At 65.8% G+C, this 16,865-nt stretch carries 18 protein-coding genes; 8 read left to right on the top strand and 10 right to left on the bottom strand.

Annotation, left to right across the window (positions count from 1 at the left end; translation table 11 throughout):
• Positions 1–31: 31 nt before the first annotated feature.
• The 3 genes from A9975_RS09320 to A9975_RS09330 all read right to left on the bottom strand — a co-directional run bounded on the left by A9975_RS09320 (position 32) and on the right by A9975_RS09330 (position 1,720).
• Complete coding sequence (locus A9975_RS09320; protein ID WP_255503118.1) at positions 32–787, bottom strand: hypothetical protein; 756 nt, start codon at positions 785–787, stop codon at positions 32–34.
• A gap of 300 nt (positions 788–1,087) precedes the next feature.
• Positions 1,088–1,462 (bottom strand): hypothetical protein, encoded by a 375-nt coding sequence (locus A9975_RS09325; RefSeq protein ID WP_183032332.1) that lies wholly within the window; start codon positions 1,460–1,462, stop codon positions 1,088–1,090.
• A gap of 15 nt (positions 1,463–1,477) precedes the next feature.
• A complete protein-coding gene (locus tag A9975_RS09330; RefSeq protein ID WP_183032333.1) occupies positions 1,478–1,720 on the bottom strand; it encodes a hypothetical protein in 243 nt (80 codons plus the stop codon).
• A gap of 86 nt (positions 1,721–1,806) precedes the next feature.
• On the opposite strand from A9975_RS09330, the gene A9975_RS09335 reads away from it, so the two are divergent.
• A complete protein-coding gene (locus tag A9975_RS09335; protein WP_183032334.1) occupies positions 1,807–2,157 on the top strand; it encodes a VOC family protein in 351 nt (116 codons plus the stop codon).
• Between the two features lie 58 nt (positions 2,158–2,215).
• On the opposite strand, the gene A9975_RS09340 is transcribed toward A9975_RS09335, so the two are convergent.
• Entirely contained in the window at positions 2,216–2,863 is a 648-nt protein-coding gene (locus A9975_RS09340; RefSeq protein ID WP_183032470.1) for a LysE family translocator, read from the bottom strand.
• Between the two features lie 100 nt (positions 2,864–2,963).
• Here A9975_RS09340 and A9975_RS09345 point away from each other — a divergent pair, with 100 nt between their 5' ends.
• Positions 2,964–3,812 (top strand): LysR substrate-binding domain-containing protein, encoded by an 849-nt coding sequence (locus tag A9975_RS09345; RefSeq protein WP_183032335.1) that lies wholly within the window; start codon positions 2,964–2,966, stop codon positions 3,810–3,812.
• A gap of 207 nt (positions 3,813–4,019) precedes the next feature.
• Here the strand turns inward: A9975_RS09345 and A9975_RS09350 are convergent, their stop codons facing one another.
• Positions 4,020–4,412 carry a hypothetical protein gene (locus A9975_RS09350; protein WP_183032336.1) on the bottom strand — a complete coding sequence of 131 codons (393 nt, stop codon included), beginning with the start codon at positions 4,410–4,412 and terminating at the stop codon, positions 4,020–4,022.
• A 547-nt stretch (positions 4,413–4,959) separates the two neighbouring features.
• On the opposite strand from A9975_RS09350, the gene A9975_RS09355 reads away from it, so the two are divergent.
• From A9975_RS09355 to alaC, 5 genes are all read left to right on the top strand, one after another.
• Positions 4,960–5,493 (top strand): hypothetical protein, encoded by a 534-nt coding sequence (locus A9975_RS09355; RefSeq protein ID WP_253929323.1) that lies wholly within the window; start codon positions 4,960–4,962, stop codon positions 5,491–5,493.
• Positions 5,494–5,865: 372 nt separating this feature from the next.
• A complete protein-coding gene (locus tag A9975_RS09360; protein WP_183032337.1) occupies positions 5,866–6,618 on the top strand; it encodes a PadR family transcriptional regulator in 753 nt (250 codons plus the stop codon).
• A 71-nt stretch (positions 6,619–6,689) separates the two neighbouring features.
• Positions 6,690–7,508 carry a siderophore-interacting protein gene (locus tag A9975_RS09365; RefSeq protein WP_183032338.1) on the top strand — a complete coding sequence of 273 codons (819 nt, stop codon included), beginning with the start codon at positions 6,690–6,692 and terminating at the stop codon, positions 7,506–7,508.
• Positions 7,509–7,633: 125 nt separating this feature from the next.
• The gene (locus A9975_RS09370) at positions 7,634–8,092 is read left to right on the top strand and encodes a helix-turn-helix domain-containing protein (protein ID WP_183032339.1); all 459 of its coding nucleotides are present in this window, start codon (positions 7,634–7,636) and stop codon (positions 8,090–8,092) included.
• A gap of 208 nt (positions 8,093–8,300) precedes the next feature.
• Positions 8,301–9,557 carry an alanine transaminase gene (alaC, locus tag A9975_RS09375; RefSeq protein ID WP_183032340.1) on the top strand — a complete coding sequence of 419 codons (1,257 nt, stop codon included), beginning with the start codon at positions 8,301–8,303 and terminating at the stop codon, positions 9,555–9,557.
• Between the two features lie 60 nt (positions 9,558–9,617).
• Here alaC and A9975_RS09380 read toward each other — a convergent pair whose 3' ends face one another.
• From A9975_RS09380 to A9975_RS09400, 5 genes are all read right to left on the bottom strand, one after another.
• Positions 9,618–10,772: an enoyl-CoA hydratase/isomerase family protein gene (locus A9975_RS09380; protein WP_183032341.1), complete on the bottom strand. Its 1,155-nt coding sequence runs from the start codon at positions 10,770–10,772 to the stop codon at positions 9,618–9,620.
• A gap of 10 nt (positions 10,773–10,782) precedes the next feature.
• Positions 10,783–11,553, bottom strand: coding sequence for an enoyl-CoA hydratase (locus tag A9975_RS09385; protein ID WP_183032342.1), 771 nt, complete (start codon positions 11,551–11,553; stop codon positions 10,783–10,785).
• Positions 11,550–12,449, bottom strand: coding sequence for a 3-hydroxyisobutyrate dehydrogenase (mmsB, locus tag A9975_RS09390; protein WP_183032343.1), 900 nt, complete (start codon positions 12,447–12,449; stop codon positions 11,550–11,552). The genes A9975_RS09385 and mmsB overlap by 4 nt, the downstream gene beginning before the upstream one ends.
• A 444-nt stretch (positions 12,450–12,893) precedes the next feature.
• Entirely contained in the window at positions 12,894–14,414 is a 1,521-nt protein-coding gene (locus A9975_RS09395) for a CoA-acylating methylmalonate-semialdehyde dehydrogenase (protein WP_183032344.1), read from the bottom strand.
• Between the two features lie 64 nt (positions 14,415–14,478).
• Entirely contained in the window at positions 14,479–15,612 is a 1,134-nt protein-coding gene (locus A9975_RS09400) for an acyl-CoA dehydrogenase family protein (protein ID WP_183032345.1), read from the bottom strand.
• 213 nt (positions 15,613–15,825) lie between these two features.
• Between A9975_RS09400 and A9975_RS09405 the strand changes: the two genes are divergently transcribed.
• Positions 15,826–16,863 carry an AraC family transcriptional regulator gene (locus tag A9975_RS09405; protein ID WP_183032346.1) on the top strand — a complete coding sequence of 346 codons (1,038 nt, stop codon included), beginning with the start codon at positions 15,826–15,828 and terminating at the stop codon, positions 16,861–16,863.
• The last annotated feature ends 2 nt before the right edge of the window (positions 16,864–16,865 follow it).

A 16,865-nucleotide genomic window follows, 5' to 3' on the forward strand; every position in this document is an offset into this window, starting at 1 on the left:
GCGGGCTAAAACCGCCGCATGACCTTGACGATCAGTCGGCCCGGTACCACCGGCCAGAATCCGGGCACACAGCGGCCCTTGCATCGTTCAGACAGACTTGCTCGTCATGCAGTTGCGATGAGATTGAAGGGGCCGTGTCGAAGGCAACCTGAAGTGCGTGCGCAACATGGGTATCTTCGATGGGAAGCTCCCAGGTCAGGAATAGCTGGATGCAATCCTGGTCGGGCGGGAAGTCGGCCGCATTAAACCCGCTGCTGTGGCGTTGAATCACGCCATGGGGCTGGCAAGTATCGAATATCACAGCCGTACCCCGGGACAGGGGGATTCGAAGGCCCAGCGAGGGAAAATGCAAGTCCTGGCCCCTGTCTTCGCTCAGGAAGAGATTGCAAAAGGCCGCACCGCCATACTGCGCGCCGTCATGGTGATACCTCGCGCCGCGGCAGGCCATGAGGGCTACGTCGCTGGCGGCAAGCACCCCGGGCAGTCCAAGCGCGCAAGCCCAATCGGACACCGCCTGCACGCAGCGCGCGTAGTCCGGCCAGCGCGCTCGCGCTCGCGCCAAAGGCATGGCCTCGACATCCCCGGGTTCCAGGACCAGGCTGGACGATATCTCCCTGGCCCAATCGGCAAGCAGGCGTGCAGGGGGCACGGGCACGTCGACCGTGCCGGATAGCACGATGCCACTGACGCATCGACTGCGGATCGCGTCGCCGCTCCAGTAATAGGAGGTGAGGAGATCTTGTGCTCGATGCGGTTGCGGGTGGTGGTTCATCTGTACCAGTGTCATGCGGCTGTCTCGATACTGTAGCGGATCGTAGCGCGTCGGCCGCCTTTGGGCCGCTGAAGTGTGCCCTGGCGACAAGAGCACGGATCACGTCATCAGCGTTGTGTGCCTTGCCATTTTCCTTGTCGCGCAAGTACGGGGCTTGTGCACGCTGCAGCGTTGTGAGGTGCGTGACCGGAAGGGCCGAATTTCGGGCCTTGCTCTGGTTCTATTGGCCGGGCGAAATGGGGCGAGAACGCGCCGGTTGGGACGGCTGCAAGCGGTTCGAGCTTGTTCGCCACTAGTGACTTCTCCGGCTCGGAGCTAGCCGATTACATGACCGTCGGCGTCATAAAGCTCGCAATCGTCGCCTTGTACTTTCGCGTTGAGCCTCTGCGCCAACTGCCACATCTTGCCTAGAATCTCGCCATCCGGATTCTTGACTACCACGTTGCCCTGCTGGAAATCGAGCCAAGCCATGTTTCCACCATTGCCGTTTCCCGAATAGGCGCTCCAAACAGCCAACCCATCGCTTTCTACCCGCAAGGTGCTCCCATCCTTGAGGGCCACACTCGCGTTGCCATCCAGGCGCATATCCGGATCGGCCTGAACCAGGCCCTTCCACTCCTCAATATCAATATCGGAGCCCCTTTCGTCAAACCAATTTGACTTGCGGGTGATGTAAACGTCGTAACCCACAATGCAGCCTCAATTTCAGCAGTCTTCAGTGGTCGCATTATCAATGATCTGGCGAGCTCGGTCGACGTTGCCGCGGGGCAGAGAGAGACAACAGAGCAGTCTGGCGCCCTGCGGCTCGCCCAGGGCTTCGTCAATCGCAATGCCGATCGTGACGCCAACTTCCCGGATGGCGGCCCGGTGCACGCCTACGGCCAGAGCATGCAGGACGTCTCCATTTAGCCAGAAACCGCTGCCCAAGTTTGCCAAACTCACCAGCATGCGCGCCTGCTGCCGGGCGAGGGCGTGCTCGATGCCGCATGGTAGTGTCCCGCCATATTTCCCTTCACACGCTTATTGGGGCCGCAATGAAAGTCAAACGCATCGTTGCAAATATCAGCACGCAAGCCGTAGGCGACGCGAAGGACTTCTACGAGGGAGTATTGGGTCTCGACCTGCTGATGGATCATGGCTGGATTGCCACGTACGGGTCGCCGGAAAGGATGGAAGCGCAGATTAGCTTCGCCTCGCAAGGAGGATCGGATACGCCGACGCCGGATCTATCGATCGAAGTGGACGACATTGTCGCCGCACTTGAGCGTGTGAAGGCGGCAGGGATTCCCATCGAGTACGGCCCGGTCGACGAACCATGGGGCGTACGGCGCTTCTATGTTCGCGACCCATTTGGCAAACTGATCAATGTGCTCGCACACACCTGACGCGGAGGTCTGCTACGGGGGGGGGGGATGCGCTGGCAGTGGCAGGCAACCGCCAGAGTCAGCCAATTCCCGCCAGCCTTCGGGCGTCGATCATCATGTTCGCGCCCAGCACAAGCAGAACCGCGCCCATGGCCCAGCGCTGGGCCAGCAGGAGCCCCGGCCGGCGGGACAGGAGCGTTGCCATGCCGCCAGAGCAGATTGCCACGGTGCCGTTGACGGTGGCGAACGCGATAATCAACGAGGAACCGAGCACGAGCGATTGCTCGAGGACGTTGCCGTTCCGATAGTTGATGAACTGCGGCAGGACTGACAGGAAGGTCATCGCCAGCTTGGGATTCAACAGGCTGGTGGTGGCGCCCATCGCGAACAGCCGTCGGGGGCGTTCGTGGGGCAGGTCGCGGACTTCCAGCGGGGAGCGGCCGCCAGGCTTCACGGCCTGCCACGCCAGGTAGAACAGATAGGCAGCGCCCACCGTGCCCAGGATGCTGCTGGCGTAGGGCACGCTCAGGAAAAATGCCGTGATGCCAAACGCCGCGCCAAACATATAGAAAAGGTATCCGAGCATGACGCCAGCGAGGGACACGAGCCCGGCCTTGCGTCCTTGCGCAATGGAGCGTGACATCACGTAGACCATGTTCGGGCCAGGCGTCACGGCTAGCATGCCCCCAACCGCTAAAAATCCGTAGATCGATTCCGTACCGTGCATTTTCGGGGTTCCCCAGTGGTCAACGACTGCAGTATCCACTTGGTGAGTGGCCGAGTAAAACGGGTTAAACTGAGGTTTTTGTTCAGATTTTCTGATTAATATGAAAAAGCTCGATCTGGACGTCATTGAGATGGTGGTGGCGGTCGCCGACACCGGCTCGTTTGCGCGGGGGGCGCAGACCGTACACCGGTCCGCGTCGGCGGTGAGCATGCAGATCAAGGCGCTTGAGGACTCGCTGGGCAAGCCGCTGTTCGTGCGGACCACGCGGCACGTGACGATTACCGCCGAGGGAAAGACGCTGCTGGACTATGGCCGTCGCATGCTCGCGATGCGGGAGGAGGCGTGGGCGTCGATCGTGCGTCCGGAGATGAAGGGACGCGTCACCATCGGCGTGCCTGACGACTACGCCTCATCGTTGCTGCCGTCGGTCCTCAGGCAATTCGCGGTGGCGCACCCGCGTGTGGAGATCCGGGTGATCGGCATGCCTAGCAGTGCGCTCGTGCCATTGCTCAAGGACAACACGCTCGACCTGGCCTGCCTGACCAAAGCCAAGGGTATCGCCGGCGAATTCATCCGGTTCGAGCCGATGGTCTGGGTCGGGTCGGCCGCGAGGAAAGTGTGGAACGAGCGCCCGCTGCCCATTGCCGTTTTCGCCCATGGCAGCACGGCGCGCGCCAATGCCATCAGCGCGCTGCAGCGGGAGAACATCAAATACCGCATGTCCTACGAAAGCCCGAGCCTGCTGGGCCTTGTCAGCATGGTCGAAGCGGGGCTTGCGGTAGCCCCCTTGGCAAGATGCAGTGTGCCGGGGCATCTGGTTCAGCTATCCCAGAGCGACGGCTTGCCGCCACTGGCCGAACTCGAGATCGTCCTCGCCCGCAGCTCCCGGTCCGCGCGACCTCCCTGCGATTATCTTGCCGAGCAGATCCTGGTTGAATTGAGAACCTGAGGAGAACCTGAGGGATCCGCATGGTGCGGCGTCGATCGACGAATGGAGAGGGATAGGTCAGTCCGCAGCGGGTGTCAGCGGTGGCAGCTTCCACGTGCCATTCATCGCCGCCTCGCTCGGCCCGTAGGCTTGACCGTGGTGCTGCGGTTTCGTGTTGTAGTTCTCGATCATCGGGAATGCATGGATATAAGCACTCCTGGCGATGGCTCAATCGTCGGCGACCTGGCGCGAGCGCCAGCGGCCGTCACTTTGCTTGCAGAACCAGCCCGTCCAGTTGTCTTCCTGGTCCGCCCGCCTGAGCTGCATCTTTAGTTGCCGGCAGGACTGGCCCTTGTCGGTCTTGCTGCGCAGTGGCGTCAGCTGGCCTTCGATCGGCTTGCGCCTGGCTTCCGCCGGGGACGTCCAGGACGCCATGGTGCCGTCGGTGCCGTCATTCAGCACCTTGCTTACGCTCTGGGCGAGCGAAGCTGATTCCTTCTGGCTCATGTTGCCGATGACCATGCCGTGGACGAAGGTGTCCAGGTAGGCGAACGCGGGTGCCGGCGGGGCGAGCAGGGCGGCGCAGAGTAGCGTGGTGCGGAGCAAAGGGTGCTGGGTCATGGCGCGGTCCTTGGCGGAAGGTCGAAAACGGCTGTGGCAAGGCACGGCAGCAGGCAACAATGTGCGTGAAACAATGCATGCCGTCGCCTGCGCCAGAAGGGCTGGCCTGCCACCTTGCCGCTAACTTAGTCCACGCCGTTGGCAAAAGGCAATACAGACTGTTCGCGCCGAGACTTAAGGAAAATGAATCCGGCCGATGGAGGCTGGACAGACCGCCTGACGTTAGCGAAGCGGGGCACGAATTGAAGTGAAAGATCTCGCCGTGTGAATTAACTCTCATGGCGAACTTGATGTCCGGGACGGGTGAGTCGGGCGGCACTTTCGGCTGATTTCACTTTCTACCCCATCCGATATGAAATCTTTCAACAGGCATGCCGCGTGGCGCCATTGCGCGCTATGTTCAACTCCGAAGTACCGCTGCGTGCCGCGTGCCCCGGTGGCCTCCGAGTAATTTCGTATCCACGCTTTTTCACTTGTCAGGACAGCCATGCCTAATCGTCGGTTGATTTCCCGTTCCCTGCACGCGCTGAGCCTCCTTGGCGCGGCCATGCTTTTCGCACCGCTCGTCCACGCCGCGCCGCCGGGCCCCGTCGGCATGGCGGAGGAAACCGTGGTCTCCGGGCGCATCGTTTCGATCGATCCGGAATCGAAGGCGGTGCTGGTGCAAGGCCCGCGCGGCAATGTCGCCGAGCTGATCGGCGGCGACGAAGTCAAGAACTTCAAGCAGATCAAGAAGGGCGACATGGTCACGCTGACCCGCGCGGCGGCCGTGGTCACCATGCTGGAGCCGGTCGACAGCAAGGACACGGCGCTGGCGGAGTCGGTGGAGCGCACCGCGCGCGCTGGCGAGGGCGACAAGCCTGGCTTTGCGCGCGAGATCACAACCACGGTGACGGCGGAGATCACCAAGGTCGATGCGAAGAACCGTACCGTGACCTTCCGTGGCCCGCGCGAGACGCTGCGCACGGTGAAAGTCCAGGACCCCGGCATCGACCTGGGCAAGCTCAAGGCGGGCCGCCTGGCCAAGCTCGTCTATCGCGAGGTCATCTCGATTGTGGTGACGTCGCCGCCGAAGTCGTAAGGCGCGTTGGCATCGACAGTGATCCCGCGGCGCTGCGTGGCCGCGGGATTTTTCTTGTGGCGCGGGGGCTAGCGGTGAAAGCCGTGGAATCCGCCCATGCGCCGGCCGCCACCGCCGCCAACACTGTGGCCGCCCGCGCCACCGCTGCTCGGCTGGTGAGGCGCTTGTCCGAACCCCTACCCCGCGGCGCGCGCCCGGCGCTGCTCCTCCAGCCGTCCCGTGACATCCGGGCTGGCCTGCAAGGCCCGGGCGCCGCTTCCGCGCGGCGCAGATGGTCAACAGTTCCCGGACCCGCCCGAAAATATCGCCTTGACATCCTTACGTACGATATATATCTTAAGATATGTTTTTCGATACGTAGGAGCCGCGACGATGCGTCACCACCCCCTTCTGGGCAGGCTTAGCCATCACATGCTTGCCCATCTGTCTTCCCATTTTTCCTCTCATTCCTCGGATTCCTCGCACCACGGCGAGCGCCATGGCCGCCATGCCATTGGCCGCCACCACCACGGCGGCGGCCCCGGCGGCTTCTTTGGCGGCGGTGGCGATGGTTTCGACGGCGACGGCGATAGCTGGCGGCGCGGCCGCAAGTTCAGTTCGGACGATCTTCAACTCATGCTGCTGTCCTTGCTGGAAGAGAAGCCCAGCCATGGCTACGAGCTGATCAAGGCGCTGGAGGCCCGCACCAATGGCTTCTACAAGCCCAGTCCGGGCATGGTCTATCCGGCCCTGACCTTCCTTGAAGAACTTGGCTACGCCACGGTGGACACCGAGGGCAACAAAAAACGCTATCAGCTGGCGGGGCCGGGCCTGGCCCATCTCGACGCCAACCGCGAGCGGCTGGCCCTGATGCTCAACAAGCTCAAGCACGTGGCGCGCAAGATGGAATGGGTGCGGCGCGCGCTGTCGGGTGAAGCCGCCGAGCAGGGCGCGGCGGGCGTAGCCGCCGACGAGCGCGAAGGCGCGGGCGGCTGGCTGCCCGAGTTTGTCGAGGCGCGCGTGGCGCTCAAGCGGGCGCTGCTGCTGCGCACCGATGCCACGCCGGACGAGCAGCGCCGCATCGCCGCCATCCTGGCGCGGGCAACCGCCGAGATCAACGCCGGCCCGGGCGGCCAGGGTGCCTAGTGCTGACCCGCATCCCGACACTCCACATTCCGTATTCCTCATTCCCCTCATTCCCGCCAACCAGGAAATCCATGACTACTCGCGACCTCACCGTGCAACGCGTTCGCCATGAACTCAAGATGCGCTTGCTGCAAGTGGTGCGTACCCAGGCGGTGTCGCCGCAACTGCTGCGAGTGACGCTGGCGGGCGAAGACCTGAAGGGCTTTGTCTCCGCGTCTTTCGACGACCACATCAAGGTGTTCTTCCCCGCACCGGGGCAAAGCAAGCCCGCGCTGCCGGAGCTTGGCCCCAACGGCCCTGTGTTTCCCGAAGGCCAGCCGAAGCCCGCCGCGCGCGACTACACGCCGCGCCGTTACGATGCCGCCGCCGGCGAGCTCGATATCGAGTTCGTGCTGCATGGCGACGGCCCCGCCTCCACCTGGGCCGCGCAGGCTGCGCCCGGCCAGTATCTCGGCGTGGGCGGCCCGCGTGGGTCGTTCGTGATTCCCGAGGGCTTCGACTGGCACCTGCTGGTGGGTGACGAAACCGCGCTGCCTGCCATCGGCCGCCGCCTCGGTGAGTTGCCGTCCGGCGTGCGCGCGCTGGTGGTACTTGCGGTGGACAACGCCGCCGCCGAAATCCCGCTGCCCAGCCGCGCCGATGTGGAGATCCGCTGGCAGCACCGCGACAGCGCACCGGCAGATAGCGCCACCGGGCTGCTGGAACAAGCCTTGCGCGAGGTCACGCTGCCGCCCGGCGAGGGCTATGTCTGGGCGGCTGGCGAGGCCGCGTCGATTCGCGCCGTGCGTCAGTACCTGGTGGGCGAGCGCGGCATCGAGAAGGGCCGCATCCGCGCAGCCAGCTACTGGAAGGCCGGCGCCGCCGCCGTGCACGAGAACATCGACGACTGAGCGGCGCATGCCGGGGGCAGTCAAGCCTTGAAGGCCGGATCAACTGGTTTTACAATGCAACCGGCTCGCCGTTGGCGCCGCATTCCGCGGCGCTCTGCATCTGGCGGGTGAAACGGAGTTGCACTATGGTCCGGCGAACCAGCCTGGAAGGCGCCGCATGTCCCGTGGCCCGCTCGCTCGATGTGATCGGCGACTGGTGGTCGCTGCTGATCGTGCGCGATGCCTTCGACGGCTTGCGGCGCTTTGGCGAGTTCCAGCGCAGCCTTGGCCTGGCCAAGAACATCCTCGCCGACCGGCTGCGCACGCTGCTGGCGCACGGCATCCTGGAGCAGGTGCCGGCCTCCGACGGCAGCGCCTACCAGGAATATGTGCTGACGCCGAAAGGCCGCGCGCTGTTCCCGGTGGTGGTGGGCTTGCGGCAGTGGGGCGAATCGTTCTTCTATGGCCCTGGCGAGCCGCATTCCGTGCTGGTGGACAGCAAGGCTGGCAAGCCCGTGCGGCCGCTCGAGGTGCGTGCCGAGGATGGCCGGTTGCTCGGGCCCGACGATGCGGTGGTGAAGAAGGTCGGCGAGGACGCGTTGTAGTCAGTCCGGCGCGGCCATCGTGCATGAAAGCGAGATCGATGCCCTGATCCGCACGGCCGGCGTGCCCGGTGCGTAGCGGTGCCGCTGCCCAGCTTGCAAAAGCCGTAGACGCGGCCGGTATTCGCCGCTAAGATCTTTCCGGTCAGCCGCACCAACGGCTGGCAGCGTCGCTCGGACGGTTCCGGGCGCTTACGTTCAAGGAAAATCCATGTCAGCCTCCGCAGGCAAGCGCCGCTTCGCGCGTATCGATCGTCTTCCCCCGTACGTCTTCAATATCACCGCCGAGCTGAAAATGGCGGCGCGCCGCCGTGGCGAAGACATCATCGACATGAGCATGGGCAACCCGGACGGCGCCACGCCGCCGCACATCGTTGCCAAGCTTACCGAAGCCGCACAGCGCCCAGATACCCACGGTTACTCCGCCTCCAAGGGCATCCCGCGACTGCGCCGCGCCATCTCGCACTGGTATCGCGAGCGCTACGACGTCGAGATCGATCCGGACACCGAGGCCATTGTCACCATCGGCTCCAAGGAAGGGCTGGCCCACCTGATGCTGGCCACGCTCGATCGCGGCGACACCGTGCTGGTGCCCGACCCGAGCTATCCCATCCATATCTATGGCGCCGTGATTGCCGGGGCCGATATCCGTTCTGTGCCGCTGGTGCCGGGCGTGGACTTCTTCGCCGAGATGGAACGCGCCATTCGCGGCAGCTATCCCAAGCCGAAGATGATCGTGCTGGGCTTTCCGTCGAATCCCACCGCGCAATGCGTGGAGCTGGACTTCTTCGAGCGCGTGATCGCGCTGGCGCGCAAGCACGATATCTTCGTGGTGCACGACCTGGCCTATGCCGACATCGTGTTCGATGGCTGGAAGGCGCCGTCGATCATGCAGGTGGAAGGGGCGAAAGACATTGCCGTGGAGTTCTTCACGCTGTCCAAGAGCTACAACATGGCGGGGTGGCGCATCGGCTTCATGGTGGGCAACCCGGATCTGGTGGCCGCGCTCACGCGCATGAAGAGCTATCACGACTACGGCACGTTTACCCCGCTGCAGGTGGCCGCCATTGCCGCGCTGGAAGGCGACCAGCAATGCGTGAAGGAGATTGCCGCGCACTACCAGACGCGCCGCGACGTGCTGGCGCGCGGGCTGATCGAATCCGGCTGGCCGGTGGAGATTCCCAAGGCGTCAATGTATATCTGGGCGCGCATCCCCGAGCCGTATCGCGCGCTGGGGTCGCTGGAATTCTCCAAGCAACTGCTGGCCAAGGCCAAGGTTTGCGTCTCGCCCGGCATCGGCTTTGGCGACTATGGTGACGAGTACGTGCGCTTCGCGCTGATCGAGAACGAAGCGCGCATCCGCCAGGCGGTGCGCGGCATCAAGGCGATGTTCCGCGCGGACGGGCTGGTGAAGGTGCCGGTGGACGAGCACCAGCCGCACGGCCACGTGCCGAAGCCCAAGGACTGAGTGCGTGGTTTTATTCGCATGCACGTGACCACACGCCGGCGCCATGCCGGCGTGCAACCATCAGGCATGCCCTGATCGGCCAAGCATGGCCAGCGGGTGGGACTCACGCGGCCAAGGGCTGTCGAAGAACGACTGCACCACGGCCTCGCTGACCTCGCTCGCAGCCTTCACGCGCCAGCGCGGCGCATTGTCCTTGTCGACGATCAGCGCGCGCACCCCCTCGATAAAATCGCCTTGCGTGAACGCGTGCGACACCACGCCGAGCTCCATGCGGAAGCAATCGGCAAGATCCAGGTCGCGGCCGCGCAGCAGCAGTTCCTGCGTGACCGCCATCATCAGCGGCGATCGCCCGCGCAGGATCTCGAGCGTGCGCGCGGCCCAGTCGGCATAGGCCGGGTCGGATTCCGCGGCCAGGCTGTCGAGCAGGCCACCCACGCTGGCGTCTGCCCGGAAATGCCTCAGCACGGCAGGCAGCACCGGCTGCAGCGGCGCCGCCGGCGCGCTGGCGGCAGGCGTTGCCTGCAGCGCGGCGCGCAGGTCCGCCAGCACGTCGCCTGTCCGGTTGATGGCCGCCAGCGTCTGCTCGAAGTGCTCCAGGCTTGCGGCAGGCACGGCGATGTCGGCCAGCTTGCACAGCAGCGTATCGGCAGCGCCAAGCGTCACGCCTGTCAGCCCGACATAGAGCGCCAGGGCCAGCGGGAGCTTCGACAAGAAATGGCTCGCGCCCACATCCGGCACCAGGCCGATACCGGTTTCCGGCATGGCCACGCGCGAGCGCTCGGTGACCACGCGCAGGTGCGCGGCCTGCGCCAGGCCCATGCCGCCGCCCATGACGATGCCATCCATCAGCGCCACCACCGGCTTGGGGTAGCAGTGCAGGCGGTAGTCAAGCTGGTACTCGTCCACGAAGAACTGGCGGTGCAGCGCCGTACCCGCGTGGAAGCTGTCGTACAGCGCGCGAATGTCGCCGCCAGCGCAGAACGCCTTGGGGCCCGCGCCGCGCAGCACCACCGCGGCGATGTCGTCGCGCACGGCCCAGGCGGCAAGCTGTGCATCGAGCAGGCCGATCATCGGGTAGGACAAGGCATTCAACTGGCGCGGCCGGTTGAGCGTGATCAGGCCGATACCGTTGATCTCATCGAAGCGCACTTCGTCTTCGGCGCTCGGCGCGGCTGCGGGGCGGTCCTGGGCGGCATCGTTCGGGTTCAGGCGCATGGCGTGGCTCCTAGGCATTGCGCCATTGCGGCGCACGTTTTTGCAGGAAGGCGTTGACGCCTTCGCGCTGGTCCTCGCCGTCGAACAGGTCGACAAAGCGCTCGCGCTCCAGCGCCAGCGCCGGGCCGCGTGGCACGCCCTGGCGCGCCAGGTGCACCAGCTGCTTGCTGTAGGCAGCCGCGCGCGGGCTCACATTGCTGGCGCGCTCGGCCAGCCGCAGCGCCGCGTCCAGCGCCTGGCCCGTGGGCACCATGTCTTCCACCAACCCGATGCGCAGCGCGGTAGCGGCATCGATGCGCTCGTTGGCCAGGATCATGCGCTTGGCCCAACCCTCGCCCACCAGCCAGGGCAGGGTTTGCGTGCCGCAGCCACACGGCAGCAGGCCGACGGCGGCTTCCGGCAGCGCCATCTGGGCCTGTTCCTCGGCAATGCGCACGTCGCAGGCCAGCGCGCATTCCAGCCCGCCACCCATGGCATAGCCGTTGATCGCCGCGATCACCAGGGGGCGTGCGTTTTGCAGCGCCTCAAAGGCGGCACCGAAGCGTTGCGCCATCAGCCGCGCGTGGGCGCGATCGCCGTCGGCAAAACCATTGAGGTCGGCGCCGGCGCTGAAGAAGCGGCTGCCGTCGCCGGTGATCACGATGGCGCGCACGCGCGTGTCCGCATTCAGCGTGGCCACCAGTTGCTGCAACTGTGCCAGCCCTTCGGCGTTGAACGCATTGGCGGGCGGGCGCTTGAGGGTGAGGCGGGCGATATGCCCGTCGATGACGTGCTCGATCATGCTTGCCGCTCCTCTTGGGCCAGGTACTGGCGGATCACGCCCGAGAAGTCGAGCTGTCCGTCGCCGGCCTGGCTCACCGCCTGGTAGATCTGCTGGGCCAGCGCCCCGAGGAACAGCGGTTGCCGCACGCTGCGGGCGGCATCCGTGGCCAGGCCCAGGTCCTTGAGCATCAGGTCCGCGCCAAAGCCGCCGCTGTAGCCGCGCGATGCCGGCGCGGTCTCGATCACGCCCGGGTAAGGGTTGCAGGTGTCGGCGGCCCAGCAGCGGCCGGTGGAGGTGTTGACGATCCCGGCCAGCACGCCGGCGTCGATGCCCAGCTTGACGCCGAGTGCCATGGCTTCCGACACGCCGATCATGGAGATGCCGAGGATCAGGTTGTTGCAGATCTTGGCGACCTGCCCGGTGCCGGTGTCGCCGCAATGGACGATGTTGCGGCCCATGCCGGACAGCACCGGTTTCAGTTGTTCGAACAGGCTTGGTTCGGCGCCGACCATGAACGTCAGCGTACCGGCCTGCGCGCCGCCGGTGCCGCCGGAGACGGGAGCGTCGGCGATCGGGTTGCCTTGCTGGTTGGCCTCGACGGCCAGTGCGCGGATGGTGGCCGGGTCGATGGTGCTGGAGTCCACTAGCGGTACGCCGGGCCGCACTCCGGCAAGGACGCCTTCCGGGCCGAGGTAGGTGGCGCGGACGTGGGCGGCGGCCGGCAGCATGGTGATGACGAAGTCGGCTTGCGCGGCGGCCTTGCGGGCGGAGGGGGCTACGGCTGCGCCGTCGGCTTGCAGGGCTGACAGGGCGGCGGGGTTGAGGTCGAATACGGTCAGGGTGTGGCCTGCCTTGAGCAGGTTGCGGGCCATGGGGGCGCCCATGTTGCCTAGGCCGATGAAGGCTATGTGCATGTTGGGTCCTTGATCTTGGTGTTTGGTGTTTGGTGGTTGTGGCAACCGCTTAACTGCAACTGCAGTTTCACCACGCCTGCGGCGCGGCGACCTACTTTCTTGTCTTGCCAAGAAAGTAGGCAAAGAAGGCGCGCCGGATGGGGCGACTACCCCCTCGGGCTTCGGCGAAAAGAGCGGCCGGGACCCAAACTCGCATCGCCTTAAGGCGATACTCAGACATGGGTCCCTCTTTTCCGCTCTTTTCGCCGAAGCCCGAGGCGCCCCATACGGCATAGGTGAACCTTGACGGCTCGCTTCGCATCGCGTTGGGGTGTTTCCCGCCCTTCGGGCGGGAAACACGGCTACCACAGTGGTTGATCTTGGCGCTGGTTGGCTCCCCTCTCCCACTTGTGGGAGAGGGGCCGGGGGAGAGGGCGGGCGCTGGCCGAAGGCGATGCGTGCCGGTCAGCGCAGGCTGATCGTCGTATTCACCCCGTCGTTTACCGTTGCGTCGTCAAACCACCTTGCGGTGACGGTCTTCGTCTGCGTATAGAACTGCACCACTTGCTTGCCATAGGGGCCGAGGTCGCCGAGCTTGGAGCCGCGTGAGCCGGTGAAGCTGAAGTAGGGCACGGGTACCGGGATGGGGATGTTGATGCCGACCTGGCCGACGTCGATCTCGCTCTGGAACTTGCGGGCGGCCGCGCCGCTTTGCGTGAATACGCCGGTGCCGTTGCCGAAGGGGTTGCGGTTGACCAGGGCAATGGCTTCGTCCAACGTGTCGACGCCGATCACTACCAGCACCGGGCCGAAGATTTCCTGGGTGTAGATGGACATCTCGGTGGTGACATCGGCAAACACGGTCGGGCCGATGAAATTGCCTTCCGGGTAGCCGGCTACCTGCACGTTGCGGCCATCGAGCGCCAGCGTGGCGCCTTCGCGTTCGCCGGCTTCGATCAGGCCGAGCACGCGCTGCTTGGCGGCGACGGATACTACCGGGCATACGTCGGTGCCGGGCTCGTTGCCGGCGCCGACCTTGAGCGTGGCGGCCTTGGCCACCAGTTCGGGCAGCCATTCGCGCGCGGCGCCGACCAGCACGGCTACCGAGGTCGCCATGCAGCGCTGGCCGGCGGCGCCGAAGGCTGCGCCGGCCAGCGCGTTGAGCGTGTGCTCGCGGTGCGCGTCGGGCAGCACCACGGCGTGGTTCTTGGCGCCCATCATCGATTGCACGCGCTTGCCGTGCGCACCTGCGAGGTTGTAGACGTGGGTGCCCACGGCGGTGGAGCCGACGAAGGAAACCGCCTTGATGTCCGGGTGCGTGCACAGCGCGTCCACTACCTCGCGCGCGCCATGGACCACGTTGAGCACGCCGGCGGGCACGCCGGCCTCGATGGCCAGCTTGACCAGTTCCATGGTGGACAGCGGGTCTTGCTCCGAGGGCTTGAGCACGAAGGTGTTGCCGCACACGATCGCCATGGGGAACATCCACAGCGGGATCATGGCCGGGAAGTTGAACGGCGTGATGCCGGCGCACACGCCAATCGGCTGCTGCAGGGTGTAGGTGTCGACGGTGGCGGCCACGTTCTCGGCAAAGCCGCCTTGTTGCAGCGTGCCGATCGAGCACGCGTGTTCCACGACTTCAAGCCCGCGGAAGATGTCGCCTTCGGCGTCGGCCAGGGTCTTGCCTTGCTCGGCGGTGAGGATGGCGGCGATGCGCTTGCTGTGCTCGCGGATCAGCGCCTGGTACTTGAGCATGATGCGCAGGCGCGCGCCCAGCGGTGTGTGGCGCCACGTGGCAAAGGCGCGGTGCGCGGCACCCACGGCGGCATTGACCTCGGCCGCGGTGGCCAGCGGCACCTGCGCCAGCACCTGCTGGGTGGCCGGATTGACCACGGGGCGGAATTCGGTGGCAGCGGACTCCACCCACTCGCCGTTGATCAACAGCTTGACGATGGGCACGGCGGCGTTGGGGGTCTGGGCACTCATGGGGTGGTCTCCGTCGGTTCTATGTGTGGGTGGTGCAAGGCAGGAAAGTGGTCGGGCAATCGGCTCAAAGGGTGCGGGCGATCAGCATGCGCTGGATCTCGCTGGTGCCTTCGTAGATCTGCGTAATGCGGGCGTCGCGGTAATGGCGCTCGACCGGGTAGTCTTCCAGGTAGCCGTAGCCGCCATGGATCTGCAGCGCCTTGGAGCACACGCGCTCGGCCAGTTCGGAGGCATAGAGCTTGGCCTGCGAGGCTTCCGACAGGCAGGGCTGGCCGGCCGTGCGCATATGCGCGGCACGGTGCACCAGCAGGCGTGCCGCGTTGAGCTCGGTGGCCATGTCGGCCAGCATGTTGGCAATGGGCGCATGCTCGCGCAGCGGGCGGCCAAACTGCACGCGCTCGGCGGCGTAGCGGCAGGCGGCCTCAAAGGCCGAGCGGGCGATGCCGAGTGCCTGCGCGGCAATGCCGATGCGCCCGCCCTCCAGGTTTGACAGGGCAATGCGCAGTCCCTCGCCGGGTTCGCCGAGCAGGGCGTCGTGCGGCACGTGGCAGTCGTCCAGCGTGATGGCGCAGGTGTCGGAGGCGCGGATGCCCATCTTGCGCTCGGGCGTGTGCACCGAGAAGCCGGGCGTATCGGTGGGCACCACGAAGGCCGACAGGCCGCGCTTGCCTTGTGCCGGCTCGGTGGCGGCAAACACGATGGCCACGCCTGCGCGCTGGCCGTTGGTGACGAACTGCTTGCTGCCGGATAGTACCCAGCCATTGTCCGTGGCGTGCGCCCGGGTGCGCAGGTTGTGCGCTTCCGAGCCGGCCTGCGGCTCGGTCAGGCAGAACGCGCCAATGATCTCGCCGCTGGCCAGGCGCGGCAGGTAGCGCTCTTTTTGCGCCTGCGTGCCGTAGTGCAGGATCGGGCCGCAGCCCACCGAGTTGTGCACGCTCATCAGGGTGGCGCAGGCGGCGCAGCCTGCGGCGATTTCCTCGATGGCCAGCGCGTAGGCGATGTAGTCGGTATACGTGCCACCCCATTCCTCCGGCACGATCATGCCGAGCAGCCCGAGCGCGCCCATCTCCGCCACCACCTCCGGCGGCAACTGGCCGGCACGGTCCCACTCGGCAGCGCAGGGCGCCAGGCGCTCGCTGGCGAAGGCGCGCGCGGTGTCGCGGATCATGGCTTGCTGTTCGCTATATTCGTGGTGCATGGCGGCTCGGGTTGGGCCGGGATTGGCGTGGGGGCACGCGATCCGGGTGAGGCTGGCGGTCTGGTGGCCCGCACTGGGCGGGAGTGTTGGCAGCAAGTGTAGGAAGACAGGCGAGGCGCTCCTATGCCAGAATCCGCCAACCTTGCTGAACTCGTTTGCCACTGCCGGCAAGCCTGGGCCAGCAAGCCATCCGTTCCAGATCCTTGCCTTTCCATGGAAAAACACAGCGTCGCCATCTGCTTCGTGCATCACGCCATCGCGGGCTTGCGCGCGCGCGGCATCGCGCCAGAGCCGGTGCTGCAGGCGGCGGGCATCGTGCCCGCGCTGCTGGCGGTGCCGCAGGCGCGCGTGTCGGCGGCAAGCTATAGCGCGTTGTGGATGGAGGTGGCCGCCGCGCTGGACGATGAGTTCTTTGGCCAGGACTCGCGCCGCATGAAGTGCGGCAGCTTTGCCATGCTGTGCCACGCCATCGTGGGCAGCAAGACGCTGGCGCAGGGCCTGGAAAGAGTGGTGCGCTATTTCGGCTTGCTGCTGGACGATATCGGCGTGCGGCTGGAGCGCGAAGGCGTGGGCGGTGAGCCTGGCGCTGGCAAGCGCGCACGGGCTGCGCTGGTGCTCACGGCCACCTCAAGCCAGCCGCCGAGCGTGTTCGCGCAGGAGACCATGCTGATCATGCTGCACGGGCTGATGAGCTGGCTGCTGCGCCGGCGGGTGCCCGTGCTGCTGGCGGCGTTCAGCTATCCGGAGCCGGCCTATAGCGCCGAGTACCGCCTGATGTACTCGCGCCACCTGGCGTTCGGCCAGCCGGCCACGGCGCTGGTGTTCGACGCGGCCTGGCTGGACCAGCCGGTGCACCAGGACGAGCGTAGCCTCAAGGCCTTCCTGCGCGACGCACCGCACAACGTGGTGGTGAAATACACCGACCGCACCAGCATCATGGCGCGCGTGCGGCGCCAGTTGCGCGCGCAGCCGCCGGAGCAGTGGCCCACCTTCGACCGCCTGGCGCACGACGTGCATATGTCGTCATCGTCGCTACGGCGCCGGCTGATGGAGGAGGGCGGGACCTACCAGCAACTGAAGGATGAGATGCGGCGCGACCTGGCCATCGAAGCGCTAAGCCATTCCAGTCGTCCGCTGGCGGAAATCGCGGCCGAGCTTGGTTTTGCCGAGCCGGGTGCGTTCCATCGCGCGTTCCGGCGCTGGACCGGGCTGCGGCCCGGGGCGTACCGGGGCACGCCGTTGCAGGCTTAGAG

Source organism: Cupriavidus sp. UME77, assembly GCF_014170355.1.
Lineage (GTDB): Bacteria > Pseudomonadota > Gammaproteobacteria > Burkholderiales > Burkholderiaceae > Cupriavidus > Cupriavidus basilensis.